Raw genomic sequence first — 23,728 nt, 5'->3', positions numbered from 1 at the left:
GCATGGAGGAACGTCCGGCTCACGATCCACTCTCGGAAGAGATGGATCTGATCACGTGGCAAGAAGCAGCTGCGCGTCTGTACGACGAATCGGTAACCCTCAAGGACCAGATCGCGAAGCTCACCGAAAAGCAGTCGGCTGACCCCGATGACGAGACTGAGTCCCAATTGACGGCCATGACCAACCGTCTCGAGGCCATGGGACGCGTCGCAGACAGATTGCGTTCTCAACGCCCTGCAACCTCCAGTGACCGAACCCCCACCCCGCCGAGCTAGGAGGCACGCAATGTACAAACTCTTCAGCGTCGATGACCACATCGTTGAACCGCGAGACGTCTGGACCAAGCGGCTCCCGGAGAAATATCAGGAAGACTGCCCTCGCGTCATCGAGTCCCAGGGCCGGCAGTTCTGGGTGTATGAGGACCAGCGCTCGGCCACCATGGGCCTCAACGCCGTGGCCGGGAAGGATCCCACCGAGTGGGGCACCGAACCGGTGCGGTACGACGACCTGATCCCGGGCTGCTACGACCCGGCGGCCCGCGCCGACGACCTGCGCGCCGACGGCATCGTCGGGAGCGTGCTGTTCCCCTCACTGCCGGGCTTCGGGGGCCGCGTCCTGCACCAGTTCAAGGATAAGGAGCTGGCGTCGTTGTGTGTCGAGGCCTACAACGACTTCGTCATCGACGAGTGGTGCGCCGCGGCGCCGGACATCTATGTGCCCACCGTCATCACCAAACTGTGGGACCCCGTCGCCGCGGCGAAGGAGATCCGTCGGTGCGCCGCCAAGGGCGCGCGGGCACTGTCGTTCCCGGAGAACACCGTGTATCTCGACCTGCCGTCGCTGCACCAAGACCATTGGCGGCCGGTCTTCGAGGCCATCGAAGAGACCGGGGTGGTCTGCTGCATGCACCTGGGCTCGAGCGGGCGCATCCCGGTCCCGACCCCGGACTCACACTTTTCCGTGGCCATCTGCGCGTCCCCCGGCCAGGTGGGCATCGAGACCATCGCCGACCTGATCTTCTCCAAGATCCCGGCCAAGTATCCGAACGTGAAGTTCGCAATCACCGAAGGCGGCATCGGCTACGTGCCCTATCTGCTGGAACGTTGCGACTTCGTCTGGGAAAAGCACCGCTTCTGGGCACCGTTCAACGACGAGCGGCCGTCGGACGTGTTCCATCGCCAATTCTACGTGTGCGCGGTCAACGAGACGTTCGGCCTGATCGAGGAGGCACGCAAGATCATCGGCGTCGACAACATCCTCTGGGAATGCGACTACCCGCACTCGGAGACCACCTGGCCCGCCAGTCAGTCGGCTGCCTCCAAGATCTTCGGCGAGATGCCCGACGACCACGTCGCCAAGATCACTCATCAGAACGCCGAGAAGCTGTTCCGCTTCCCGGTCAGTTGACGTGGGCGCGTCCTGGACGGCGGATCCGCTCTACCCGCCGAACATGGGACCGCCCGTCGCCGGGTGGATCTTCACCACCGTCTATTTGGTCATTTGGCTGATCGCGCTCGCAGCCGTGGGGGTGCACACCGCCCGGACACGACGATTTTCGCTGATGTCGCTGCTGTTTCTGGCCGGCACCAGCATGTTCTGGATCGAGTGGCCCGCCGACTGGGGTGCATACCTGGTGTACAACCGAAACTTTCCACCGTTCGGGCACTGGACGTCGACCTGGTACCAGACCCGGTGGAAGCCTATTGCCGTGGTGTTCGGCTACGGCGTGTTCTTCGGTGGCGCGTCGGTGGTCCTGACGAAGCTGATCCCCGCCATCAAACGGCGACTGCCGACGATCAACGGCACATTCGTCGTCGTTGTCGCGTCGGCAATGCTGTTCTACGCCTTCGACATCGGCGTGGAAAAACACAGACCATGCTGGGCTGGTATTCCTACGCCGAACCTGTCGGGCCGGCCTGGATCAGCCCGCGCGGAGCGCTGTCGTTGGTATGGCCGGCCATCCCGTTCGTCGGGTTCGCGGTCTGTCTGGCGTTACTCATCGACCGCCGCAACGACCGCGGGTTCTACCCCAACGAGGTGTGGATCGGCGCACCAAAGGTCGCCGTGGGCGTGCGGCGCGAGTCGCTGCGGCTACTGTGCTGGGTGCTGACGATGAATGTGTTGCTGTTCTTCTTCCAGCCGGCCATCCTGATCCTGGGACGGACATTGTTCCTGCCACCCAGCGCGTACAACCCCTGACATTAGGATTGCTGTATGCCAGCCAGCCAATGGTGGGCCGACCTCCCGGCGCCGTCCCGACGCAGTCCCGCCGTGGAACTTGGCCCGCGGGCGCGCCGGACTGTGCAGGCGATCCTGGAGAATGCTCGCCGGTTGTTCCTCGACCGCGGCTATCACGCCACCTCCATCGAGGACATCACCTCGTCGGCAGGGGTGTCCCGCGCCTCGTTCTGGACTTACTTCGCCTCCAAGCAGGACGTGCTGCGCTCACTCGGCGAGAACATTGAGCCCGAAGGTCTCGAGGTTGCCCGCCAATTCGAGGAGCTTCCCGTCGGCGCGTCGCTAGATGAGGTCACCGAGTGGGTGCGCAAGCATTTGGCGTTCCTGGATACCTACGGAGCCTTCATACACACCGCGTACCAGGCTGCGGAATCGGATCCCGAGCTGCGGCAATGGGTATTAGACACCGAACTCGTGGGCGCCAAAGCCCTTGGCGACGGTCTCTCACACGTACGGGCCGAACCCGGGCAGCGCGGGATCGACCCGGTCGTGCAGGGCCTCGCCGTGCTGTCGATGTTCGAACGGTTCTGGTATCAGTGGCGCGTCGCCGGACTCGAGCTCGACGAGGACGCGGTCGCGCGCAGCCTGGCCCAGCTAGTGTGGGGCAGTACCCAGGGTTAGTCGTTCACGTCCGGCTCCACGTGGATTAACCGGTGCTGCCCGGGTTGGGCTGCGTGACTTCACCCGGGCTCATCGAATCATGATGACCTCGTAGGCCAGGTCTAGCAAAGCGCCCGTGGCTACGGCGACCGCGATCAGGCCCGGCACTCCGATGGAGGGCAGGCGCTTCTTGGCCGTAAAAGTAAATGGCTTATACGTATTAGCAGCGGACTACCGCCAACCTCATGGCTTCGCATCGACCACGATTCGAACAGCTCTGCGAGGTGGAAACTGACGCGCGTTGAGGCTATGTCCGCCGCTTCTTCAGGGACGGCGGCGGACCCTCTTTAGGCAGGTTGCTGCCCAAACGCGAGGTGGGCGTAAACGTCGCCGGCAAAATGTTATAGCCATTCACCTGACCAAGCGATGGATAGCGCTGCGCCCGGGAGAGGTCAACCTTGAAGTTCGGCAGGCGGCGCAGCGTAATAGTGAGTACCTCCTGGAATACGACCCGTGCAATGTTGGATCCCAGGCAGCGGTGTACGCCCAGACCGAACGCCTGATGCCGGTTGGGCCAGCGGTCCAGCTTCAACTCTTCGGGACCGTCGAACGCGGTTTCGTCCTGGTTGGCCGACGCCCAACACAGCAGCACCCGGTCGCCGGGGCGCAGGGTCTGATCGCCCAGGTGTGTCTCGGTGGTGACGGTGCGGGCGAGCGCCGGCGCGGGCGAGACCCAGCGCAAGAACTCTTCGGTGGCAGTCTTGAGGTAGGCGGCGTCGTTCAGCAGCGGCTCGATCTCCTCGGGATGGTCGGATAGCCATCCGAACGTCTGCGAGAGCAGCCCGGTGGTGGTATCAACGCCGCCAATGAGCTGCAGGAAGCAGATCTGGATGCACTCCTCGTCGGTGAGCGATCGGGCCTTCTCACCCTCGGGCTCGATGGTGGCGGTGGCCAAGAAGGTCAACAGGTCTTCCCGCGGGTGGTCGCGCCGCTTGGCGAGTTCCTCCCCCAGCTCGGTCAGTACTTTCAGCAACCCTTCGACAGCGACGTTGTACAAGTCCGATCCGCACGCCGCCTGCGAAATCTGGTGAAAGGGGGTCGCCACTCGCTCCCAATTCTGGAGCGGTAAGCCGAGCAGGCGCATCGTCACCATCGCCGGCACCGGGCTGGCAATGTTGTCGACGACGTCGAGCTCGCCCGTCTCGCAAACCTCGTCGATTAGCGCGTTGGTGACCTGTTGCAGAAACGGCCGCCATGCTTCCGCGGCCGCTGGCGAGAACTTCGGATTCAACAGCGACCGGTAGGCATTGAACATCGGCGGGTCGACTTCGATCGGAATCTGGCGGAAGGGTGACTGCGGAAGCGCCACGCCTTTGCCGCCACCCCGCTCGCTGTTCAGGTCGTTATCGGAGGAGAAGGTCGCGTCGTCGAGGGCTGCCGCGCGGACTTCCTCGTACCCGGTGACGGCCCAATATCCCTCGTTGGACTCAGTCCAGGCTACCGGGCACCGCTTGCGCAGATCCGCGGTAATCTCTCGCCAACCGTCGGCGAACGCCTCTGAGTGGTGGTCGAAGTCTATCACCGCCTTTTCAGGCGCCTTGACGTAATCCTGTTCAGTCATCTGCCACTCCCCTCACAGCGATATGTGCACGTTTTTCGGACGGGTGAATTCACGAATGCCGTCGCGACCGCCAAGCCGGCCCCAACCGCTTTGCTTGACGCCGCCGAACGGGACCGAGGTGGGGATGCCCAGGAACCCGTTGACCCAGATGTTGCCGACCTCGAGTGCACTGGCGACTCGGTGCGCGCGCTTGAGGTCATTCGTTTGGATGTAACCGGCCAGTCCGAACGGGTTGTCGTTGGCGATGTGGACCGCTTCGTCTTCGTCGTCGAACGGCAAGACAGCGACGACCGGACCAAAAATCTCGTCGCGCGCGATGGATACGGAATTGTCCACGTCGGCGAAGACGGTCGGGGAAATGAAGTATCCGTTGGCCAGGTCGCCACCGAGCCGCTCGCCGCCGGCCACTAGCCGAGTGCCGTGATTCTTGGCGGCGTCGATGACCCCCATGATCCGGCTCGCTGCGGCGTCGCTGATCACCGGGCCGAAAAATGTCGACGGCACGGACGGGTCGCCGACTTCCAGCGTCTGCAAAATCCCCGCCATCAACTGCAGCACCTCTTCATAGACCGGCCGTTCAACCAGGACGCGGGTACCGTTGATGCAGCCCTGGCCACTGCCCTGCATACCGAGCACGCCTTGCAGTGCGGCTGAGGACAGATCGGCGTCGGCGAAGATGAGATTTGCTGATTTGCCCCCGAGTTCCAGCGCGACCGGTTTGAGCGTCTCCTGCGCGGCCGTCAGCACCTTCTGGGCGGTCGTGCCACTGCCAGTGAAGTGGACCTTGTCGACCCCGGGATGGCGGACCAGTGCTTCACCACCCGCCGGACCTGCCGTCACGACGTTGACGACGCCCGGCGGAAATCCAGCCTCCAAGAACAGCTCGCCCAATCGCATCGCTGCAAACGGCGCCAGCTCCGGCGGTTTGAGCACCGCGCAGTTGCCCGCTGCGAGCGCCGGGCCGAGAGTCATGCCGAGCGCGAAGACCGGACCATTCCACGGGATGATGATGCCGACGACACCGTAGGGCTCTTCAAGGGTGTAGTCGAATGAGGGTCCGTTCCAGGTGGGGATGACGTCGCCGCCAATTTTGTCGGCCCAACCGGCGTTGTAGGCGAATGCATCGGCGGCCAACGGCGCCAACGGCGATGCCATGAGATACGGCAACGAGTTGTCGACCATCGAGATGCGGGTGAGCTCGTCCGCATGTTCTCGCAGCAACTGCGCATACCGCAGCAGTGCCTCTCGACGCTGGTCCACCGGCAGCGCACGCCACCCGGGAAACGCTTGTCGAGCCGCCTGCACGGCCTGATCGATCTCGGCGGCGCCGGCCAGTGCCACCGGCATCGTCGGCGTCCCGGTTGCGGCGTAGAAATGCTGGAACTGGCCGCCACTGCTGTCGGCCAAGCGCTCGTCGCCGATCAGCAGGCTGGTCTTCGGCAGAATGTCGAGATCGGGCGCTTGTACAGGCATCTGGACTCCTCAGATTCTCGCGGTGAAGCCAGCGTCGACGGGCAGAGTCACGCCGGTGACGTAGCGCCCCTCGTCGGAGACCAGCCATGCGATGGCATTGCTGACGTCGATTGGCTCCAGCGCGGGCACGGGGAGCAGGTTTTGCATTCTGTCCGCGATCTCCGGGTGGGCTGCGACCCAGGTCCCGAATGTCTCGTTCATGATCATCGGGGTCATCACACCGGTCGGGTGGATGGTGTTGACCCGGACCCCGGCGGGCCCGAGCAGGTTCGCGTAGGTGCGCATCAGCCCGATGATGCCGTGTTTGGCGGCGATGTAGCCGTCTCCCCCGCCGGTGCCGTCGGAGCTGCCTTTCAGGCCGCCGGTCGAGCTGATCAGCACGATCGAACCGCCGTTTCCGGCGTCGACGAGCGCCTTGCGGCTCACCTTGATGGTGTTGCGGACACCGTCGAGCATCACGCGTGTGGCGATCTCCCAGGCCGCGTCGTCGGCTTCGAGGTCTCCATAAGGATCGAAGTCTCCGAAGAACATCACCCCGGCGTTGGCGATCACGATGTCGATCCGTCCGAGTTCAGCCACGCCCTCCTCGAAAGCCCAACGCAGCGCGGCGATGTCACGCACATCGGCCTGTCGGGTCACTATCCGCCGCCCGGTGTCGAGCACCAGCTTGGCCGTCTCGTCGAGGTCTTCCGGCGTTGCCAGCGAGTACGGCAACGTCGGAATGTCGTGGCAGATGTCCACCGCGATGATGTCGGCACCTTCTTCGGCCAGCCGAACCGCGTGTGACCTGCCTTGTCCTCGAGCCGCGCCCGTGATGAAGGCAACCTTGCCGTCCAGCTTTCCCATTGCGCATCCTTACTCGGATTTGTCGTCGCTGTGGTGAGCGTCACTCGATGCTAAAAACAAGTTGACTGATCTGTCAAGTTTATTGGGGGGCTTAGGTCTGCGTTGGGATACAGTTATACATTAATCTCTCTTGGAGGTGGCCCATGCAACGGACGGTTTTCGATGAGGAGCACGAGGCGCTTCGGAGCACCGCGCGCAATTTCTTTGAGAAGGAGTGCATTCCGCAGCGCGGCAAGTGGGCGGAGCAAGGTCACGCGGACCGCTCTGCGTGGTTACGCGCCGGCGAATTGGGGCTGCTGGCATTCGACGTAGCCGAGGAGTATGGCGGCCCCGGCGTCGACGACTGGCGATTCAACGCCGTCGTGGCCGAAGAAGCAGCACGCTCGGCGACCGGGCTGGGCCTGGTCCTGCAGAACGACGTCGCCGCCCCGTATCTGAACAGCCTGGCCACGGCTGAACAGAAGAAGCGCTGGCTTCCGGGTCTGGTGACCGGAGAGACCATCACCGCGATCGGGATGAGCGAACCGGTAGCGGGATCCGATCTGAAGAACATCGCGACCACTGCCCGCCGCGACGGCGATTCTTGGGTGCTCAACGGATCCAAGACGTTTATCACCAGCGGCATCCTCGCCGACTTGGTTATCGTCGTGTGCCGCACCGATCCTGACGCCGGCCACAAAGGTTTCTCACTGATCGTGGTGGAGGCCGACGCTCCCGGCTTCACCAAAGGCAACAAACTCGACAAGATCGGCAACCGCGGATCTGACACCGCCGAGTTGTTCTTCAACGATGCCCGGGTGCCGGCGGAGAACCTGCTGGGCGAACAGGGCAGGGGCTTCTACTACTTGATGCACAACCTGGCCAAGGAGCGCCTGGGGATCGCGGTCAACGCGGTCGCCAGCGCCGAGCGCGCCTACGAGATCACCCTCGACTACGCCAAGACCCGAGAGATCTTCGGTCAAAAGGTGGGCACCATGCAGGCCAACCGGTTCTCCTTGGCCGAGATCGACACCAAATTCAAGGTCACCCGCGGGTATGTGGACCGCTGCATCCAGGGCGCCGTGGACGGGGACCTCACCAGCGAGGAGGCCGCCGCCGCGAAGTGGTGGGCCACCGAGGTGCAGTGGGAGATCATGGACCGTTGCATGCAGTTACACGGCGGCTACGGCTACATCAACGAGTACGAGATCGCGCTGCTGTGGAAGGACGCTCGCGTGCAGCGGCTCTACGGCGGCACCACCGAGGTCATGAAGGACCTCATCGGACGCAGCCTCGGCTTGTGATCTCCAGCCCGGACCGGGCCCGAGTCACGCCCGGACCGGCGTCGGCTGCGGCGCGAGCGAACGTCGCCGCGGACGCGGTGTCAGGTCCAAGCCGGACACGACGCCAGGGCCGGCCTCCACCAGCGCCGGGATGAGGTCGACGATCCGCAGCGCGGTGACCACCGGGGGGCCGGGCGCATCGCTCTCCTTCCCAAAAGCAAACTCGGCACGGACGCTCGGGTCGCCGACGACGGTGACCCGATAGCTGACCTCACCGGCGCCGTCGAACTGCGGCCACATCGGCGCGACGTTGCGACTGACCCGCGTGACGTGGTCGGTGTTGATGACGGCGCGACCGCCGGAGCGGCCTTCGCAGGACAACCGTCGGGCGACCACCGTCCCGGCTCTCATCGTGCCCACGGACGTTTGCAGGTCGGTGTCGTGGGTTGCGGCTTCCGTGCTGACGATGACCTCGTCAACATCGAGACCGAGTCGATCAGCGACGTGACGGACCAAGTCACCGCTGTAGGCGGCAAATGGCCCATCGAAAACGGGAGCCGCTTGGTCCGGAAGTTGACCGAAACCCATCACGCCGCGGATCACCGATTCGGCCTCATAGCGGTCGTAGTGGCCGATCTCACGAATCTCGATGTGCTCAACCGTGTTTGACACCGCCAGCAGCGCACTAGGCAGCAGATCGGTGGCAAAACCGGGATTCAGTCCGGTCGCCACGAAGCTGACCTGCCCGACGATCGCGGCGTCCTTGAGCGGCCGACGTAGCGCCCTGGGCGCGGCTGCCGGGACAATCATCGGGAAAAGGGAGGTGGTGATGACGTTCACGCCGCGTTCAAGGGCGAAGTAGGAATCGTGGACCACCTCCTCCTCGCGGCCCAGCCCGTGCTCGCAATGACACAGCACGTCGGGACCGGCGGCCAGCGCCGCCTCCAATGAGTTCACCGCGGCCACACCGACGGGGTCGAGGCCAATGAGTTCGCCAGCATCACGGCCGACGTCGAGGTCCGACGTCGCCCACAGAGCGACCAATTCGAGCTCGGGACAGGCGAGGATCGCCTTGAGCACCTCGGCGCCGGCCCGCCCCGTGCCCACATGGGCGACACGGATCTTCGGCGTCGACTCGGCGCCGTTGTAGGTCGGTTTGGGCACCGTGGCCCCGGGCAGCTTCCCGGCCACCCAATTACTGGCGTTTCCAGCCTTGGCGTCAGACATCGGATCTCCTTCGGTCGGGTGCAACTCTACTTGACATGTAAGTCAAGTTGGTCACAATGGGTTCAAACCCCGACGAGTCCAAAGGCGGTGCACGGATGGAACGAGCGCATCCGTCCCTGCTCGAGGGCGTGCGCGTGATCGAGTCCGCGGTGCTGCTCAACGGCGACACTGTGGGGATGTACCTCGCTGACATGGGTGCCGACGTCATCAAGATCGAGTCGCCGGCCCAGGGGGACTACCTTCGATACTTTCTCGGTCAGATCACACCCGGCTGCAGCGTGCCCCACCTGCAAGTGAATAAGAACAAGCGCAGCGTATTCGTCGACCTGAAGTCCGGCGTCGGCCTCGACGTGTTCTGGCGACTGCTGGCCACCGCCGACGTCTTTGTCGACGGCAACCGGCCGGGTGTGTGCGACCGGCTGGGGATCGGCTATCAGGCCCAATCTGCGCGGGTCCCGCACATCGTCTACGTCCAGCACACCGGTTTCGGGGCGGCCGGACCGTATGCCGACATCCCGCCGCACGGGATGATGATGGGCTCGCTCGCCGGCGCCCACCCCCAGCAGATGACCGACGACGGCTTCGTGCATCCGCGACCAGTCAGCGTCGATGGACCCGAAATGGGTGGCGAAGCCACCGCTGCGGGCGGCGTGCATGCCGCCATGCACGCCTGCGCGGCGCTGGTCCGCGCGAATCGGACCGGCAAGGGTGCCTACATCGACGTGGCTGCCAGCGATGCAACGCTGATGAACGCGTGGCTCCCCGTTGTCCAGCAACTCAACGACGCCAGGATCACTGACCGTAGCGGCATGGCGCTGCGCGCCGAAGGCGAGCTTTGGGGATCGCGGTACCAGTTCTATGAGACCAAGGACCGCAAAATACTTCTGTTCGCCTGCATAGAACACCGGTTCTGGGCGGCTTTCTGCGAGCGCATCGACCGGCCCGACCTAGTCGAACAGGGCAACGAGAACGCCACCGAGGACGTCGGCTGGGGTGAGGATCCCCAGCTTCGCCGCCACCTGCAGGAGGTATTTCATCAACGCTCGCTCGCTGATTGGGTGCAGCTAGGCGCCGAGGCGGGACTTCCCATTTCTCCGGCCCATCAGTCGCTGACCGACGTCGTCGACGACCCGCAGATGCGGGCCCGCCAGTTCTTCATCGAAGATCGCCACCCGATCGCCGGGAACTTCTGCTACGTGGGCAGCGCAGCGCGCGTGGACGACAGCCCTTATCGGCTGCGCCGCCCGGCTCCGGCGCCCGGCGAGCATACGCGCGAAGTGCTCGAGGAGATCGGGTTGGATCCGGCCGTTATCGACGCGTCGTCGGCGGCGTCCCAATAGCGGCCTGGACTGTTCGCTGTCCGTCTCATAAACTGTATAACTAGTTAATTATCTGTCTGAAAAGACAGCGAAGGAGGCCTCCATAATGACCGCGACTGCGCCGGGCGCTACCGATCTGGGCGTTCGTCCGCCGATCGACCTCGAATCGGTGCCATGGGTTGTGCTCGAGTCGGAGTGGGGGCGATCGGAGTTCAAGATCTTGCGCGCATCACTGCGCGAGAACTGCTACACCGTCATGCTGCGATGGGCGGCCGGAATTCAGGTGCCCAAGCATCGGCACTTCGGTCCGGTGCACGCATTCACCTACCGGGGTCGTTGGCATTACCGCGAGTACGACTGGTTCGCCACGGCGGGTTCCTACGTGATGGAGTGGCCGGAAACCGAACACAGCCTGGTCGTCGACGAGGACACCGAAGCGCTGTTCATCGTCCACGGCGGCCAGGTGGACATCGGCCCCAACGGTGAAACCCTCAACTACCAGGACGCGCACACCGCCATCGCCGGCTATCAGATGCTGCTTGCGACGAACGGCATCGATCTGCCAGAGAACATCTGGATCGACTGACGCCTCGACGATGAGCGTTTCGGCCCGTTGCCGCGGTGGCGACCACTTGGCCACCATGGGCGATATTGTCAACGACAATGCCGAACGATTCCCCGACGTCTACGCCTATCGCTCGAACACACGCGCGGTCACGCACAGTCAACTACGCAGCCGCGCAACGCAATTAGTGTCAGCGTTGGCGTCCGCCGGGGTCAAGCGTCAGGACCGCGTCGCGGTGATGGCTCGCAACGGCATCGAATTCGGCGAGCTGTTGGCGGCGACATACCTCAGCGGTGTCGCGTTGGCGGGCATCAACGTGCGCTGGTCGCAATCGGAAGTCAGCGACGCGCTGAAGCGCGTCACCCCGAGGGTGGTCTTCTGCGACGACGAGTTCGCCCCGCTGGTGTCGAGATGCTCATCCGACGTGTCGGACGTCTGGGACTGGGTGTCGATTGGCCCGGGCCGACCCGCCGGCATGACGGCCTTCGAGGACTTCGTCGCTCAGGGCAGTTCGGCCGATTGTGAGCTTGTCGCCCGCCCGGACGACATAGCGTGTTTGCTGTTCACCAGCGGAACGACCGGCTCGTCGAAATGTTGCATTATCGGGCAGCGGGAGCTGCACCGGGTCGCGTTCGCCATGAATACGGAACTGCGGGCGGGATCTGACGACGCGGGCCTGATCAACATGCCGATGTTTCACTTCGGGGCGATCGCAATCGTCGCAGGCCTACATGCCCGCGGTGGCACGGCGGTGCTGCAGTCGACGTTCGATCCCGCCCAGGCGCTGCATCTGATCGCCGAACAGCGCGTGACGAGTCTGCACCTCGCCCCTACGATGCTGCAGCGCCTGCTCGACCAGCACGGCGTCTCCGACGCACTGAAAAGCGTCCACAGCGTGATGTATTCGGCCGCGCCGATGGCCATGGCGTCGCTGCGTCAGGCGCTAAAAGCCTTTCCTGGTGTCGGTTTCGTCAATCTCTACGGGCAGACCGAAGGCATGATCTCGGGTTTGCCCCGAGAGCTGCATGGGATGGACAGCGATGCGGCCCATCGGCTGGCGTCGGTCGGATTTCCGATGCCCGGGGTGCGCCTGCGCATCGTCGACGAAGATGGTCGCGAGGTGCCCCACGGTAGCGCTGGAGAGATCGTCGTCTCCTCCGACTCGCAGTTCCGGGGCTATTGGGATGATGACGCTGCGACTATCGCCACGCTGCGGGACGGGTGGTGTCACACCGGCGACATCGGCCGTCTTGACGAGCGGGGGCTGCTGTTCCTGGTCGACCGCAAGAAGGACGTCATCGTCTCCGGCGGCGAAAACGTCTACTCCCCCGAAATCGAAGATGTACTCGCGCAGATGCCTAGTGTCGCCGCGTGTTCCGTGGTTGGTGTCGCCGACCGCCACTGGGGTGAGGCCATCTGCGCAGTGATCGTCGCACGGCCGGGAGTCCGCCCCACCCTTGACGAGCTGCGAGGGTTCGCGCGTCAGCGGCTGGCCCGGTACAAGGTTCCGCGCCGCGTCGTCTTCGTCGATGACTTGCCGGTGCTGGCCACTGGCAAGGTCGACAAGAAGCAGCTGCGTACCTGGGTCGGCCAGACAACAGCAGGAGGACCATGATGAAATTTCCACGGCGCGAAGCATTTGGCGTTCGAGTCCCGTGGCTGCCGCGATTGCCGTTGATAATTCAGAATTCCGGCTGCATCTTAAAGGTTTGTGCGATGCAGCCTTACGCGGTGGCGGCGGTGGTGGATGAGTGGGTGGCCACCGGCCGGGTCCTCGTGAAGAACACTCACGAGCTCGAGGGCTACCGCTGGCCGCTCGACACCAAGTCACAACTCAATATGCCCGCGCTGCAGAACATCTCGGTGCGATGACCGATCGCACCCGTGACCGGCACCCAGACCATGACCTGCCCGGGTTGGTACTAGTGCATGGGGGCGCACATGCCGGCGACTGTTGGGATCTTACCGTTGCCGAACTGCGACGGTTTGCACCGGATCTGGAGGTCTTGGCGGTGAATTTGCCGGGTCGGCAAGGTGTGCCGGGCGATCTGATGACGGCAACCTTCGCAGAATGGGTCGACTCGGCGCTTACACAGATCGATGGCGCCGGCCTTCGCGACGTGGTCCTCGTTGGGCATTCGTTAGCCGGACTCAGCGTTCCCAGAATGGCCGCCAAGCTGGGCCGAGCCAGGGTGCGCGGAATGATCTTCATTGCGTGCACCGTGCCAGACCAGGGTCGCGCAATGGTGGACACACTAGTGGGGCCACTTCGCCGGTACGGAGTGTGGGTCGGTCGCCGCGGGAAGCCGTTGAAGGCGCCGGACTGGTTCGCGCGCTACCTGTTTTGCAACGGCATGACTGCGGCGCAACAGGCCTTCACCCTGGCTCGGTGTCGCCCGGAGTCCACGTCGATATTCTTGGAGCCCGCCGACCGCTGCGATCTGCCCGACGATATTCCGAGGGCCTGGATTCTCACCACGCGGGACCGCGCGATGACTCCGCGGTCACAGCGCAGGAGCATCGCGGCACTCGGCGGCGAGTGCACTGTGCTCTCCGTCGATAGTGGTCACGACGTTATGATCTCCGAACCACGTTGGCTCGCTGAGGTTCTCATTGGACACTGCCGCTTGTGGAGTTAGCCGGGCTCACGTGGGTGCACGCTGACGCGGCAGAGGGCGCGCCAAGGCTCAGAGACGCACAGGGGCTGGATCAGTTCTTCCCGACGCTCGCAGGTTGGGCCAACAGCGGCGCCAGCCGCGTGCAGATGGTGTGGATGTTGTTCATCACCGTCACATCATCCATGCCACCGATCGACGCCCACAGGAAAACGGTGTCCACCGGTGCACCGGCGATCAGTTCGCGGATCGACGTGGCCACCGCCTCTGGTGTCCCGTAGCTGAACGATCCCAGCGGTCCCCGCCCCTGCGCCTCCACCACGCGTTGCACATCGACGGGCTTTGGCACCGGCTGATCGGTGCCCTCTACCATGTGGCGGCGATATGTATTGAGCTGGTGGGCAAGGTGTTTAGAGACCAGCGGCCAGTCGCGATCGGGATCATCACTGACCCAGCCCTGAATACCCCCCGCCATCCTTCCCGATTCGATCGGGTACCCGGCCTCGACGAGAGCCTGCGAATAGGGTTCCCAAAGCGCGGAATTAGGTGAAAGCAACCGCTCACCGAGCAGCCCGGCACGCCGCGCGCCCTGCGGTCCTTGGTATCCCATCCAGATCGGTAGCTTTTCTTGAACCGGACCCGGGGTGATCCCCCCGTCGCGCCAAAGCTGCCGAAGTCTGCGCACGGTGTCATCGGTCCGAGCGTACTTACCGTTCAGCGGTGCGTCGTAGAGGTCGAACTCCGGCGCCCGATACCCCGTACCTAAACCCAAGTCGAGACGGCCCGACGACAAAATGTCGACTATTGCGCTCTGCTCGGCGATTTCAGCGGGCTGATGAATAGGCGCGATCACTACGGCGGTCCCGATGCGCACGCGACTGGTGCGTGCGGCGACCGCGGCGGCAAACGTCAGCGGGCTGGGTAAGTAATCATCGATGAATAGGTGATGCTCGGAAAACCAGACCGACGATGCGCCAAGGTGTTCGGCCTCCTCACACGCCTCAAGGGTAAAGCTATACAGGCGCGAAGGATCCTGACGCCACTGCGCGGGATTGCGCAGATCAAAATACACGCCAACCTTGACCACAGCCCATGTCCTTCCAACCGTCGTGCCTAGCTCCTCGGCAGTGTGCCCGAGCGCACGCGCGGTCATCCATCACTCTGACTACAATGCCGCTACCAACTGATCCCACTTATGCCGAGCCCGGCGTCACCGAACTCCTGATAACCAGGACACCCATCGACACGCAGGGCCTTCCCAAAATCATATAAACATTTTTATGATTTTACAGATCCAAACACGTGCCATCGTCGGACAGCGGGACGGAAGTGATCGCCGATGTGTCTGCGCCGTGCCAGAACGCACTCCAGCAGTCCGAGGGTTCCGGAAGCAGCGGCCTGCGAGGCGCATCCGGCCAGCCGTGGAAACTGACGTGCTGGGGCCAGTCGTTTACGTCGGCCTCATACCAATGCTTGTCGGTGCGGCGGGCGAAATACCACGCCCCGCCGACTTTGCGGTAGTCGTCGTCATACCGCAGCGCGACGACGATCCACCTTTTCCCGACCTCGTGCTCGGCGCGGCAATAAACACTGCCGCTGGCGCGGTCACTGCTGAGTGGGTCGATGCGGTGTCCGACGATCTGATGTATGGAGCGGTAAAACAGCCGCAGCTGTGCGGTGATGAAGTCGCGCAGCGCGGGACGGCCGACACCGCCTTTGCCGGCTTCCACGTCAGGTACGAACAGGTTCACCCAAGCATCGACGTCCCGCTCGTCGACAGCCATGGCATACCGAACGGCGAGCTGCTGGATCTCGAGGAGGTCCTCGATGCGCTGAACACGCCTGGACAGGTCGTCGAAGGGCTGGTCGGTCATTCCGGGTCACCGTCCACTCTGACCGCAGGCACCACGGCCGTGGTGTAACGGGATTCGTCGCATTCTCATCGCCGTTTGTTGAGCCGATCAGTCCTCTTCGAGAATAAGGGCCTGCTCCGGGCAGGCCATTGCACCCTTGCGCGTCGCCTGTTCCTCTTCGGATCTGACCTCATGGGGCTGCAGGGTGGAGTAGCCGGAATCGTCGATCGGAAACAGGTCCGGGTCGACGGCGTGGCACTGGGCGTGGCCGGAGCACTTGGAGTTGTCTACGCGGATACGCATCGCTGGGAAAATACTCTCCATGTCATATATGGGGGCGCCAGCTCCTCCGAATGGTGTGATCGAGGACGGACACCTGTACGCTGGCAGGCTATACCATTAACTATATACCGGTATACACTATGGTTGAGTCGAGGCGCCAGCGCACGTTCGGACTTACACCGGGCAGCCGGGTGTTGCGCTCTCCGTCAACCATTGCTGTCGTTCTGACTACGGATGCTGACAATGGTTAACGCGAACCGATACGGGCTGCGCGCATCACTCAACCCACCCAGATTGGGACGGATCTGGGCGCTGAACGGCGGCGTTGGCACCGCTGCCATCGCTAGTAATCAGATAATCTGATGATCGACTATATGTATAACGCCGCCGCCCGCGCGGTACAGAGAAGAAGGTGTCTTCATGGAGGTCGTCAATCTCCGAGAACCAAAGATGGCCGAGCGAGTGGCGAACCAGCTGCGTCGGATGTTCATTCGCGGCGAAATCGCCGAGGGAACGATGCTTCCACCCGAGGCCGATCTGATGGAACGGTTCGGGGTGTCACGGCCGACGTTGCGCGAGGCCTATCGCGTGCTGGAGTCCGAATCCCTGATCGAGGTGGTGCGCGGAGTTCGTGGGGGCGCGCGCGTCACCCGTCCCCGACGCGAAACCCTGGCCGGTTATGCCGGACTGATATTGGAATACGAGGGTGTGACTCTCAAAGACGTCTACGACGCGCGCGCCACACTGGAAACGCCGATGGTGGTGGCCCTCGCCGAGAAGCGCGATGCGGCCGTGATCGCCGAGCTTGACGACCTGATCGAACGCGAGAAACAGCTGCCCGGCGCTCAAGGCGTCGATATGCGCACTGAGTTTCATGCCGCGATCGCCAGGCTTTCGGGTAATAGAACGCTGCAGCTGGTCAGCGAGATGCTGCATCACATCATCGAGACAGCCAACCGTTCCCTGCAGCCCACCAGCGGCACACGCCACGAACAGGCGGGTCGGCGCGCTTCGAAGACTCACCGGATGGTGCTGGACCTGATCAAGGCCGGCGACGCCGAAAAGGCCGCCGAGTTGTGGGAACGGCATCTGCGAAAAGCCGAAGAATACGTGCTTTCGGGTGCGGAGATGTCCACGGTGGTCGACCTTTTGGAATGACAGCGCTGGCCTTCACCAAAGGACATGTCGTAGTACCGCACGGACGCGTTATGGCGCGTCATCATCAGCGGCCGGCGCTGCACAACACCTCGACCCGCGCCACTCAAGGGTGACCAAGATTCGCCATGCGCAGACGTTTCTATTTCACATTCGATTGACCGCTATCTTTGCTGGCTTACCAACGTCAGAGCGCGATATGCTCTGCGAGTACGTCACGATGTTGACGAAGGTTCTGCGATGAAGGGTCAGTCAGGTGAATCCCAATCCGGACTACGACGCGAGTGATGAACTGGAATACGGCATCTCGGCGTTCGCATGGCTCCTTCGGGGCGTCTACCCTCCGCCCTCGTACGCACCGGACTTAGGCAACGCCGGCGAGTAGTTCAGGTTCGAATTTTTACCGCTCGATCGTCACGGCGGCGGCGCCGCGTATCCCTGTCAGTCTTGGCATCTCGTCTTCGTGACGGTCGCTAGCGGATGTTGGCCGCGAGATCGCTGGACATTGCGCTTAGCTGTCGCCCCCACGTCGGCCAGTCGTTGCCGCCGCCGCGACCCAGGTCGAAGTGGCCGTTGTGGCCGCCGACATCTCGGTAATGGGAGTAAAACGTGGCGTTGGTGCCTTGCGAGATGTCGCCATAGCCGGCCATCGCGCCTTGATCGGTCGGGGCCCCGCTTCCCGGCGTGTAGACCCATAGCCGGGCGTTGTTGTCCACCAGCTGCTGGACGTTCTGGTTCGGGGAATGCCACTTCCAGCGACCCAACTGAGGCGCACCCCACATGGCACCGCTGTCGGCGCCGCCTTGCAGTAGGGCATTTCTGATCGCGCCGTCCACTCCGGTGCGTTCGGGGGCAAGAAATCCGGACAGCGATCCCGCGTAACGGAATCGATCAGGGTGGAAGGTGACCAGCGCTGCTGCGGCGTACCCGCCTTGCGATACGCCGACCATGCCGTGCCCACCCGGCGCCAGACCCTTGTTGGCGGCCAACCAGTTTGGCAGCTCACTGGACAGGAAAGTCTCCCACTACTTGCTGCCGTCCTGCTCCCAATCGGTGTACATGCTGTAGGCGCCGCCGGCCGGTGCCACCACCGAAATTCCCTTACCGGCAAGCGTGTTCGTCGCATTACCGGCCGTCACCCAGTTGCTGACGTCGGGCGCGGCGTTGAACCCGTCCAACAGATACACCGCGTGCGGCCCACCTCCCGAGAAAGCCACCGGAATGTCACGTCCCATCGCCGCCGACGGCACCTGCAGGCTCTCGAAGTTCGCCGCCTTCGCTGCGCCGTCTAAATCGGCCCTCATCGTGACGCCCGACAACCCAATCGTCAGCACGGCGAGGCACAGCACCCGAAGCAGTGTCGACAGACTTTTCACATCAACCCGACCAGGAAACTCGGTGCGGAGCCGGCGTGCGTCGGCGGCACCGTGGCTACAGCAGAAACCACCACGGCGAGAACTGCCGTCAGAGCGGAGCAAGGCAGGGCAATCATGCGCCTTATTCCGGAAAGCTTAATATCATTTAGATTTCTGCGTGCCGCATTGACACACGCGAGTTGTTGATACCGGCGGCCGCCGGTAGACGTATTCCCAACAAGCGGCTCGTTGACGAAAGGCGCACCGGGGCCTTGACGCGGCTAGAAGGTCGCTGACGCGGTCGCGTGCACCGCGTCGCTGCCGGACACAATGGCCAACGCCGCCGACTCATGATCGTCTTGTGGGACGCCCTGCACGCGGATCCGGTCTCCCAGGAACATGGGCCGTTTTAGCCGAAAGTCGAAAGTTCGGACGGGGCCGACGTTGGCGCGCGCCAGCTCCGCCATGTAGATCGCCAGCAGTGGTCCGTGAACTACCAGCGCTGGAAAGCTCTCGACTCTGGTCGTATACGTTTCGTCGTAATGGATGCGGTGGGCGTTGCCGGTTAGCGCGCTGAACCGGAAGAGCAGCACGGGAGTCGTCTCCGGTATCGCGGCCCATGAAGTTGTCTGCGGCCCAAGCGATTCCGTGACGCGGGAGAACGTCGTCGAGTTCCCGGCGTCGGAGCGATAGACCAAATCCTGCTCCTCCGTCACCCGCAACTCGTTGTGCTGAAAGTACTCGTGCCGAACTGTGACGAACAACAATTCTCCCGTGCGCGCCTGCTTCACCGTTGGCGCGACCACCTCCGATCGGCGCACCGCTGGCTCTCCCACGACTAACGGAGAGATCACAGTGCTCTGCCCGCCGGCGAACATCCGTCGCCGGTTGGGAATCGGAGGTAAGAAGTGGGCCTCGCGCGGATGGCCATCGGGTCCGAGGGCTGAGGTCGGAATCCGGTCGAGGAAATATGCCCACTGCCACAGGGGCGGTAGCGGGCAACCCTCGACGATGTCGTGATCGAGGTCGAGGGTCGTCGCCACGTCGTGCGCGCGCTGGGGTGAGATGACGTCGCGCACTGTGACGGCCGAGGGCGACCAATCATCGACATACCGGCCCAGACCGCCGTCGTCAGACATCGAAGTCATGCTCCCTCGTCGTGGCGCGCAGGTACGTCGGCCCGGCGGATTGTCGCGGGTTTAGCTGCTTTCGGGCGTGATAACGGCGCACTCTGTCGCGGTTCCTCTTACGGAACTAAGCAGACGATATCCGCAGGCACGCCGCTGCTGCGTGAACGTCGAAGGGCCGCGGCCGGTTGGCAGCCGTGCTCGAGGCACCGCGAATTGGCCCGATGTCCATGTGCAGCGACGTTTCAATCGATGGACGTGGGTTCCGTCTTCGGGGAAAACCGCGACCTGACTCGAGCGTCCCGCAGCGGACGCCTCCTGAGCTTGTCGTCTACGGGATGGGTGCTGTCGCTGAGATGCATGCCTGGGACACCGTGCGTCACGAATGCTGACGAAGCGCTCATCATCACGCGACGCGGAAGGACGACTGTGACGAAACAACGCGCGTGCTGGCCGCGGGCTGATGACTGAGGAGTTGAGCGAGTCTCGCCGGAGACTGCGGGATGAGCTCCTCGCCGAGCGCACATTGTCGACCGACGACTTCTACGCTCGCGCTGAATCTCGACTTGACTGGCCCCTTTCCCGGGGGCTCAATTTTTCGCACGAGTGCTGTGACCGATGGGCCACCGATCGATCTCGTCTAGCGCTGAGCGTGCATACCCCCGAGGGAGCGGTGCGCCGCTGGACTTACTACGAGTTGATGCGGGAGTCGTCGGCCCTGGCGAATGTGTTCATCGCCTCGGGGCTCAAGCGCGGTGACCGGGTGGCTGCGTTGCTCGATCAACAGGTGGAGGCCTACATCGGGGCCATCGCCGCGTGGCGCGCGGGCCTGGTCTACGTGCCACTGTTCGTTGGCTTCGGTGTCGATGGTCTGGTGAACCGCATCGACAGCTCCGGTGCGAGTGCCGTATTGGTAGACCACCGCCACCGCGACATCCTGGCCAAGGTCCAAGAGTCGCTGACCGCCAAGCCGACGGTGTTCACTGTCTCTGACGGTTCGGGCCCGCCTGCCAGCGACGTCGACATGTGGGAGGCGATGAACGCCGCATCCCACGAGCACGAGATGGTCGTCACCCAGCCCGACGAAGTCGGCACCCTCATTTACACCTCCGGCACCACCGGTAATCCCAAGGGATGCTTGCACACCTACGGGGCGATGACGATCCAGTTACAATCGTTCTTGCGACACGTAATGGCGCTTGGCCCCGAGGACGTCGTCTTTGGGGGCGCGAACCCCGGCTGGTCATATGGCCTGTACGCCGTCGGGCTCGGAGTTCAGTCATTGGGGGGTGGGTGCCGAATCGCTGTTCGCAAACCCGATCCCACCCGTAGTCGGGATCGCTGACATACGAACAGAACATCCGCAGCGAATTCTGGTAACCCCGCACCGTCGACTGCTTTCGCCGCTTCACCGAGCGCAGATCGCTGAAGAACTCCTCCACCATGCTCCGGGTCCACGTCCACGGAAACTCATTGGTGTGCTCGATGAAGCGCTCGACCAGGCGCGCTCGCCCCCCAACCGTGTCAGCATCCAAGTTGCGGCACAGTTGCTGATTACGCCAACCCTCGAGCATCTCGTTGACCGTCTGGGCCTCCGGATGCAACACCGGAACCGAACCGACCACATACACGCGACCGCTCAGATCGACAGGCAAAACGGCCTCCAGGCTGTCTCACTCAATGAATCATTGAATCATTTCCGGAATCATTACCACATCGGCGCAGGTAGCCGCATCACCTTGACGCCACTCGGCCCGGCGTGTCGGCCCCATCCCGCAGACGGGCACTCCCCCACCTACCACCTCTGAGCCCAAACCCACAGACCAACAAGGGCTTTGGCCACCACACCACAGTGGCGCCAATCGACGCCGGCCCGGCATCTGTGATTCATCTGATGAAAATGGCGGACTTACTGATGGATAACTGCTGTTATCCATGGCTGTGGGCCGCACCTGGTACCCGGCGACGCGACCAAAACCGTCGATCTGACTATGCGCCGATAATCGCCATGTCTGTCAACCGCGCGAGGTGCAGTCGATAGGCGGAAATCACCGTTTTGGCGCGACCGCGGCCGACAAATTACCCGCCTCGGTGCTCGGTGAGCCGCCATCGACCGTGCGAAGCTACGAGCACCGTGCCTCCCGCAATTCGTCCAGATAACAACAGAACTCGCCCCAATCGAGCAGCTGCACCATTTGCCCCGGCGTGCCGCGCGGGATCAGCCGCGCCTCACCGGTATTGCGCGGCAACAACTCCTCGGGCTCCAGCGCGTTCGCGAAGCTGCGCTGGGTGGCTTTGTCGTCGCTGTTGTGGTTGTAGGACTGACTACTGCGGGTGGTCTTGCCGGCCCAGAACACCGCCGACTCCATCAGTTCACGCTCATGCGAGCCGTACATGATCAGCACCGCCGGGGTGACGTCGCGGATCGCCCGGCCCTGCAACGGGCCGTAGATCGCATCCAGCTGCGAACCCGCCTGTGCGGCATAGCAGATCGCCACACCCAGACCGCGAGACTCCGCGAGATATTGCGGCAGCCGCGGCAGCGGCGTGTTCGTGATCTCGTCGAGGAACATCCCCACCCTGTGGTGGTCCTCCCACTCCGCCACCTTGCGGCGCTGCCGGTTGATCAGCGCGTCCAGCACGGTGATCGCCTGCGCAGCCACCGTGCCGTCGGCGGGACTGAGCAGATACACCGTCGCGCCGGGCTCATCGAAAATCGATAGATCCAATGGGGGCAGGCGGCGATCCCGATGTGAGGTCCGCAGCCAGGCGGTCAGCACCTTGGTCACCGTCATCTTCACCGAATCCCGTTGCTTGGCTTCCATATCCAGCACCGCATGCACCCGCGCCTCGAACAGCGGATCGTCGGTCCAGGCCGCCGCGGCCGCCCACGACGGTTCGGCGCCCATTTGCCTACCCGGGCCGAGACCGGGCGGCGCGACGTTCTCCGAAGCCGCCAGGGTCCATTCCATCCCCTGGCCCGTCCCCGACCGGCTGGCCGCAAACAGCAGGCAGGTCAGTGGCGCGAACGCCAGCTGATCCCACGGCCCCGGGTCAGATCCGCTGCGAAATGCGCTGCCCGACAACGCCACCGCCGACGTACTGAGCAGCGTCTCGGCCACCGCCATCGCATCGGCCAACGTGGTGATCAGCGCGGTCGGGTCGAAACGGTGTGGCACGCACACCGCAGGGTAGAACGGTGCGGCAATGGGCCGCAGATCCAGCAGAGCCGACGGGCCGTAACGGCGCGAGGCCACCAGCTGCATCAAGTCGTCCTTGCTGGAGGACACCAGAGCCGGGCCCGGCCACAGCACCGCCGACTGCGCCAACCACTTGCGGGTCTTCCCGGTGCCCGGCGGGGCGAACGCACCGATGTGCGGCGCGGTCTCCAGCGGCCGCAGCCGCTCGGTCCGAGCGTCGGCAACCCATCCGGCGAACGGGGTGGCCGGTGGCCGGTACTTCGCGTCGTCCGCACGCTGATAGCCGTTCATTTTTCGACCCCCAGCGTCATCGAGGTGGTGGCCCGAGCATTAATTCTGCGCAACTACGTTGCTGTGGAACGTCTTTAGGGAGTGCGGCCGGTGATGATGAGCTCAGTCATCGGCGAACGCCGCCGCCGACACCGCAACCCAATCCCGCAAATACATTGTTGCGTTGCTGATTTCGGCCTGGAACCGGACGCGGCGCGAGTAGTTGATCGCGCGAATCGCATCGTCGAGATCATCCAAGATCTCCTGCATCCGCACCGCGATCTGGGCGCGCGGCGGTGGGAACTCCGATGGCCTTGCAATGCTTGCCAACGGATTTGGAGCATGTGTCAGCGGTACCGGCAGCGGCGGTTGCGACCACTCCGGCGGCGCCGGGCGTGCCGACTCGGTCGCCGGCCACTCCGGCGCATCGAATGTCCCCGCGATACGCTGGTCGAGCTCGACGTAGAAGGCGATCTGCCGGTGCAGCGCGTCGGCGATCCACTCGGCGTACAGCGCGGCCGCGACCAGTTGCGACTTGTCGACCGTTTCGGTCGGCGCGCCGTCTCCGCCTGATCGGCGACGTGCGGTTTGTGCGGCGTCGAGCTCAAAATCCAACAGATCCGTGATCTTCAGCAGTGACGACCGGCATCCAGCGAGCAACTCCGCCGCAAACGCCGCTCGGACGTAGCTGATTCGGATCGTGTTGTCGCTCAATGATTC

General features: G+C 63.6%; 22 protein-coding genes and 4 pseudogenes. 14 read left to right on the top strand and 12 right to left on the bottom strand.

The features are described 5' to 3' along the window. Positions 1-2: 2 nt before the first annotated feature. The 5 genes and pseudogenes from ACQY5A_RS03085 to ACQY5A_RS03065 all read left to right on the top strand — a co-directional run bounded on the left by ACQY5A_RS03085 (position 3) and on the right by ACQY5A_RS03065 (position 2,859). Entirely contained in the window at positions 3-275 is a 273-nt protein-coding gene (locus ACQY5A_RS03085) for a hypothetical protein (protein WP_428338909.1), read from the top strand. 10 nt (positions 276-285) lie between these two features. Beyond that, positions 286-1,407, top strand: a complete 1,122-nt coding sequence (locus ACQY5A_RS03080) for an amidohydrolase family protein (RefSeq protein ID WP_428338908.1) — start codon at positions 286-288, stop codon at positions 1,405-1,407. A gap of 43 nt (positions 1,408-1,450) precedes the next feature. After that, positions 1,451-1,840: pseudogene (locus ACQY5A_RS03075) on the top strand (spirocyclase AveC family protein); the annotation flags it as partial. Positions 1,841-1,875: 35 nt separating this feature from the next. Beyond that, positions 1,876-2,199, top strand: a complete 324-nt coding sequence (locus tag ACQY5A_RS03070) for a hypothetical protein (protein WP_428339124.1) — start codon at positions 1,876-1,878, stop codon at positions 2,197-2,199. Between the two features lie 15 nt (positions 2,200-2,214). Beyond that, on the top strand, positions 2,215-2,859 hold the full coding sequence (locus ACQY5A_RS03065; RefSeq protein ID WP_428338907.1) for a TetR/AcrR family transcriptional regulator: 645 nt from the start codon (positions 2,215-2,217) through the stop codon (positions 2,857-2,859). Positions 2,860-3,145: 286 nt separating this feature from the next. Here the strand turns inward: ACQY5A_RS03065 and ACQY5A_RS03060 are convergent, their stop codons facing one another. From ACQY5A_RS03060 to ACQY5A_RS03050, 3 genes are read right to left on the bottom strand one after another with little or no spacing between them, the layout of a single operon-like run. Further along, positions 3,146-4,459 (bottom strand): cytochrome P450, encoded by a 1,314-nt coding sequence (locus ACQY5A_RS03060; RefSeq protein WP_428338906.1) that lies wholly within the window; start codon positions 4,457-4,459, stop codon positions 3,146-3,148. 12 nt (positions 4,460-4,471) lie between these two features. Continuing rightward, positions 4,472-5,932 (bottom strand): aldehyde dehydrogenase family protein, encoded by a 1,461-nt coding sequence (locus ACQY5A_RS03055; RefSeq protein ID WP_428338905.1) that lies wholly within the window; start codon positions 5,930-5,932, stop codon positions 4,472-4,474. 9 nt (positions 5,933-5,941) lie between these two features. Continuing rightward, complete coding sequence (locus ACQY5A_RS03050; RefSeq protein WP_428338904.1) at positions 5,942-6,778, bottom strand: mycofactocin-coupled SDR family oxidoreductase; 837 nt, start codon at positions 6,776-6,778, stop codon at positions 5,942-5,944. A gap of 143 nt (positions 6,779-6,921) precedes the next feature. Between ACQY5A_RS03050 and ACQY5A_RS03045 the strand changes: the two genes are divergently transcribed. Further along, positions 6,922-8,061, top strand: coding sequence for an acyl-CoA dehydrogenase family protein (locus tag ACQY5A_RS03045; protein WP_428338903.1), 1,140 nt, complete (start codon positions 6,922-6,924; stop codon positions 8,059-8,061). 24 nt (positions 8,062-8,085) lie between these two features. On the opposite strand, the gene ACQY5A_RS03040 is transcribed toward ACQY5A_RS03045, so the two are convergent. After that, positions 8,086-9,267, bottom strand: coding sequence for a hypothetical protein (locus ACQY5A_RS03040; protein WP_428338902.1), 1,182 nt, complete (start codon positions 9,265-9,267; stop codon positions 8,086-8,088). Positions 9,268-9,323: 56 nt separating this feature from the next. Here ACQY5A_RS03040 and ACQY5A_RS03035 point away from each other — a divergent pair, with 56 nt between their 5' ends. The 5 genes from ACQY5A_RS03035 to ACQY5A_RS03015 all read left to right on the top strand — a co-directional run bounded on the left by ACQY5A_RS03035 (position 9,324) and on the right by ACQY5A_RS03015 (position 13,790). Then, positions 9,324-10,607 carry a CaiB/BaiF CoA transferase family protein gene (locus ACQY5A_RS03035; protein ID WP_428338901.1) on the top strand — a complete coding sequence of 428 codons (1,284 nt, stop codon included), beginning with the start codon at positions 9,324-9,326 and terminating at the stop codon, positions 10,605-10,607. Positions 10,608-10,692: 85 nt separating this feature from the next. Continuing rightward, entirely contained in the window at positions 10,693-11,172 is a 480-nt protein-coding gene (locus ACQY5A_RS03030; protein WP_428338900.1) for a 2,4'-dihydroxyacetophenone dioxygenase family protein, read from the top strand. A gap of 10 nt (positions 11,173-11,182) precedes the next feature. Next, positions 11,183-12,766: a class I adenylate-forming enzyme family protein gene (locus tag ACQY5A_RS03025; protein WP_428338899.1), complete on the top strand. Its 1,584-nt coding sequence runs from the start codon at positions 11,183-11,185 to the stop codon at positions 12,764-12,766. Between the two features lie 101 nt (positions 12,767-12,867). Beyond that, on the top strand, positions 12,868-13,023 hold the full coding sequence (locus tag ACQY5A_RS03020) for a hypothetical protein (protein ID WP_428338898.1): 156 nt from the start codon (positions 12,868-12,870) through the stop codon (positions 13,021-13,023). After that, positions 13,020-13,790 carry an alpha/beta fold hydrolase gene (locus tag ACQY5A_RS03015; RefSeq protein ID WP_428338897.1) on the top strand — a complete coding sequence of 257 codons (771 nt, stop codon included), beginning with the start codon at positions 13,020-13,022 and terminating at the stop codon, positions 13,788-13,790. The genes ACQY5A_RS03020 and ACQY5A_RS03015 overlap by 4 nt, the downstream gene beginning before the upstream one ends. Positions 13,791-13,860: 70 nt before the next feature. On the opposite strand, the gene ACQY5A_RS03010 is transcribed toward ACQY5A_RS03015, so the two are convergent. From ACQY5A_RS03010 to ACQY5A_RS03000, 3 genes are all read right to left on the bottom strand, one after another. Beyond that, complete coding sequence (locus ACQY5A_RS03010) at positions 13,861-14,853, bottom strand: LLM class flavin-dependent oxidoreductase (protein ID WP_428338896.1); 993 nt, start codon at positions 14,851-14,853, stop codon at positions 13,861-13,863. 199 nt (positions 14,854-15,052) lie between these two features. Beyond that, on the bottom strand, positions 15,053-15,640 hold the full coding sequence (locus tag ACQY5A_RS03005) for a nuclear transport factor 2 family protein (protein WP_428338895.1): 588 nt from the start codon (positions 15,638-15,640) through the stop codon (positions 15,053-15,055). 87 nt (positions 15,641-15,727) lie between these two features. Continuing rightward, the gene (locus ACQY5A_RS03000; RefSeq protein ID WP_428338894.1) at positions 15,728-15,922 is read right to left on the bottom strand and encodes a ferredoxin; all 195 of its coding nucleotides are present in this window, start codon (positions 15,920-15,922) and stop codon (positions 15,728-15,730) included. Between the two features lie 399 nt (positions 15,923-16,321). On the opposite strand from ACQY5A_RS03000, the gene ACQY5A_RS02995 reads away from it, so the two are divergent. Both ACQY5A_RS02995 and ACQY5A_RS02990 read left to right on the top strand, forming a co-directional pair. Then, positions 16,322-17,059 (top strand): FadR/GntR family transcriptional regulator, encoded by a 738-nt coding sequence (locus ACQY5A_RS02995; RefSeq protein WP_428338893.1) that lies wholly within the window; start codon positions 16,322-16,324, stop codon positions 17,057-17,059. 253 nt (positions 17,060-17,312) lie between these two features. Then, positions 17,313-17,441 (top strand): annotated as a pseudogene (locus tag ACQY5A_RS02990) (hypothetical protein); the annotation flags it as partial. A gap of 88 nt (positions 17,442-17,529) precedes the next feature. On the opposite strand, the pseudogene ACQY5A_RS02985 reads toward ACQY5A_RS02990, so the two are convergent. Further along, a pseudogene (locus ACQY5A_RS02985) lies at positions 17,530-18,432 on the bottom strand (alpha/beta hydrolase-fold protein). A 260-nt stretch (positions 18,433-18,692) separates the two neighbouring features. Continuing rightward, the gene (locus ACQY5A_RS02980) at positions 18,693-19,550 is read right to left on the bottom strand and encodes a hypothetical protein (protein ID WP_428338892.1); all 858 of its coding nucleotides are present in this window, start codon (positions 19,548-19,550) and stop codon (positions 18,693-18,695) included. Between the two features lie 451 nt (positions 19,551-20,001). On the opposite strand from ACQY5A_RS02980, the gene ACQY5A_RS02975 reads away from it, so the two are divergent. Beyond that, the gene (locus ACQY5A_RS02975; RefSeq protein WP_428338891.1) at positions 20,002-20,883 is read left to right on the top strand and encodes an AMP-binding protein; all 882 of its coding nucleotides are present in this window, start codon (positions 20,002-20,004) and stop codon (positions 20,881-20,883) included. On the opposite strand, the pseudogene ACQY5A_RS02970 reads toward ACQY5A_RS02975, so the two are convergent. The 3 genes and pseudogenes from ACQY5A_RS02970 to ACQY5A_RS02960 form a co-directional block, all read right to left on the bottom strand. Then, positions 20,821-21,193: pseudogene (locus ACQY5A_RS02970) on the bottom strand (site-specific integrase); the annotation flags it as partial. The gene ACQY5A_RS02975 and the pseudogene ACQY5A_RS02970 overlap by 63 nt on opposite strands. Before the next feature lie 468 nt (positions 21,194-21,661). Beyond that, a complete protein-coding gene (locus ACQY5A_RS02965) occupies positions 21,662-23,029 on the bottom strand; it encodes a type IV secretory system conjugative DNA transfer family protein (RefSeq protein WP_428338890.1) in 1,368 nt (455 codons plus the stop codon). Between the two features lie 102 nt (positions 23,030-23,131). Beyond that, positions 23,132-23,722, bottom strand: coding sequence for a hypothetical protein (locus tag ACQY5A_RS02960; RefSeq protein ID WP_428338889.1), 591 nt, complete (start codon positions 23,720-23,722; stop codon positions 23,132-23,134). Positions 23,723-23,728 lie beyond the last annotated feature (6 nt).

It is taken from the genome of Mycobacterium sp., assembly GCF_965277065.1.
In the GTDB taxonomy this organism is placed as follows: domain Bacteria; phylum Actinomycetota; class Actinomycetes; order Mycobacteriales; family Mycobacteriaceae; genus Mycobacterium.
The sequence above is the reverse complement of the archived record's forward strand: the minus strand, read 5'-3'. Positions and strand labels throughout refer to the sequence as shown.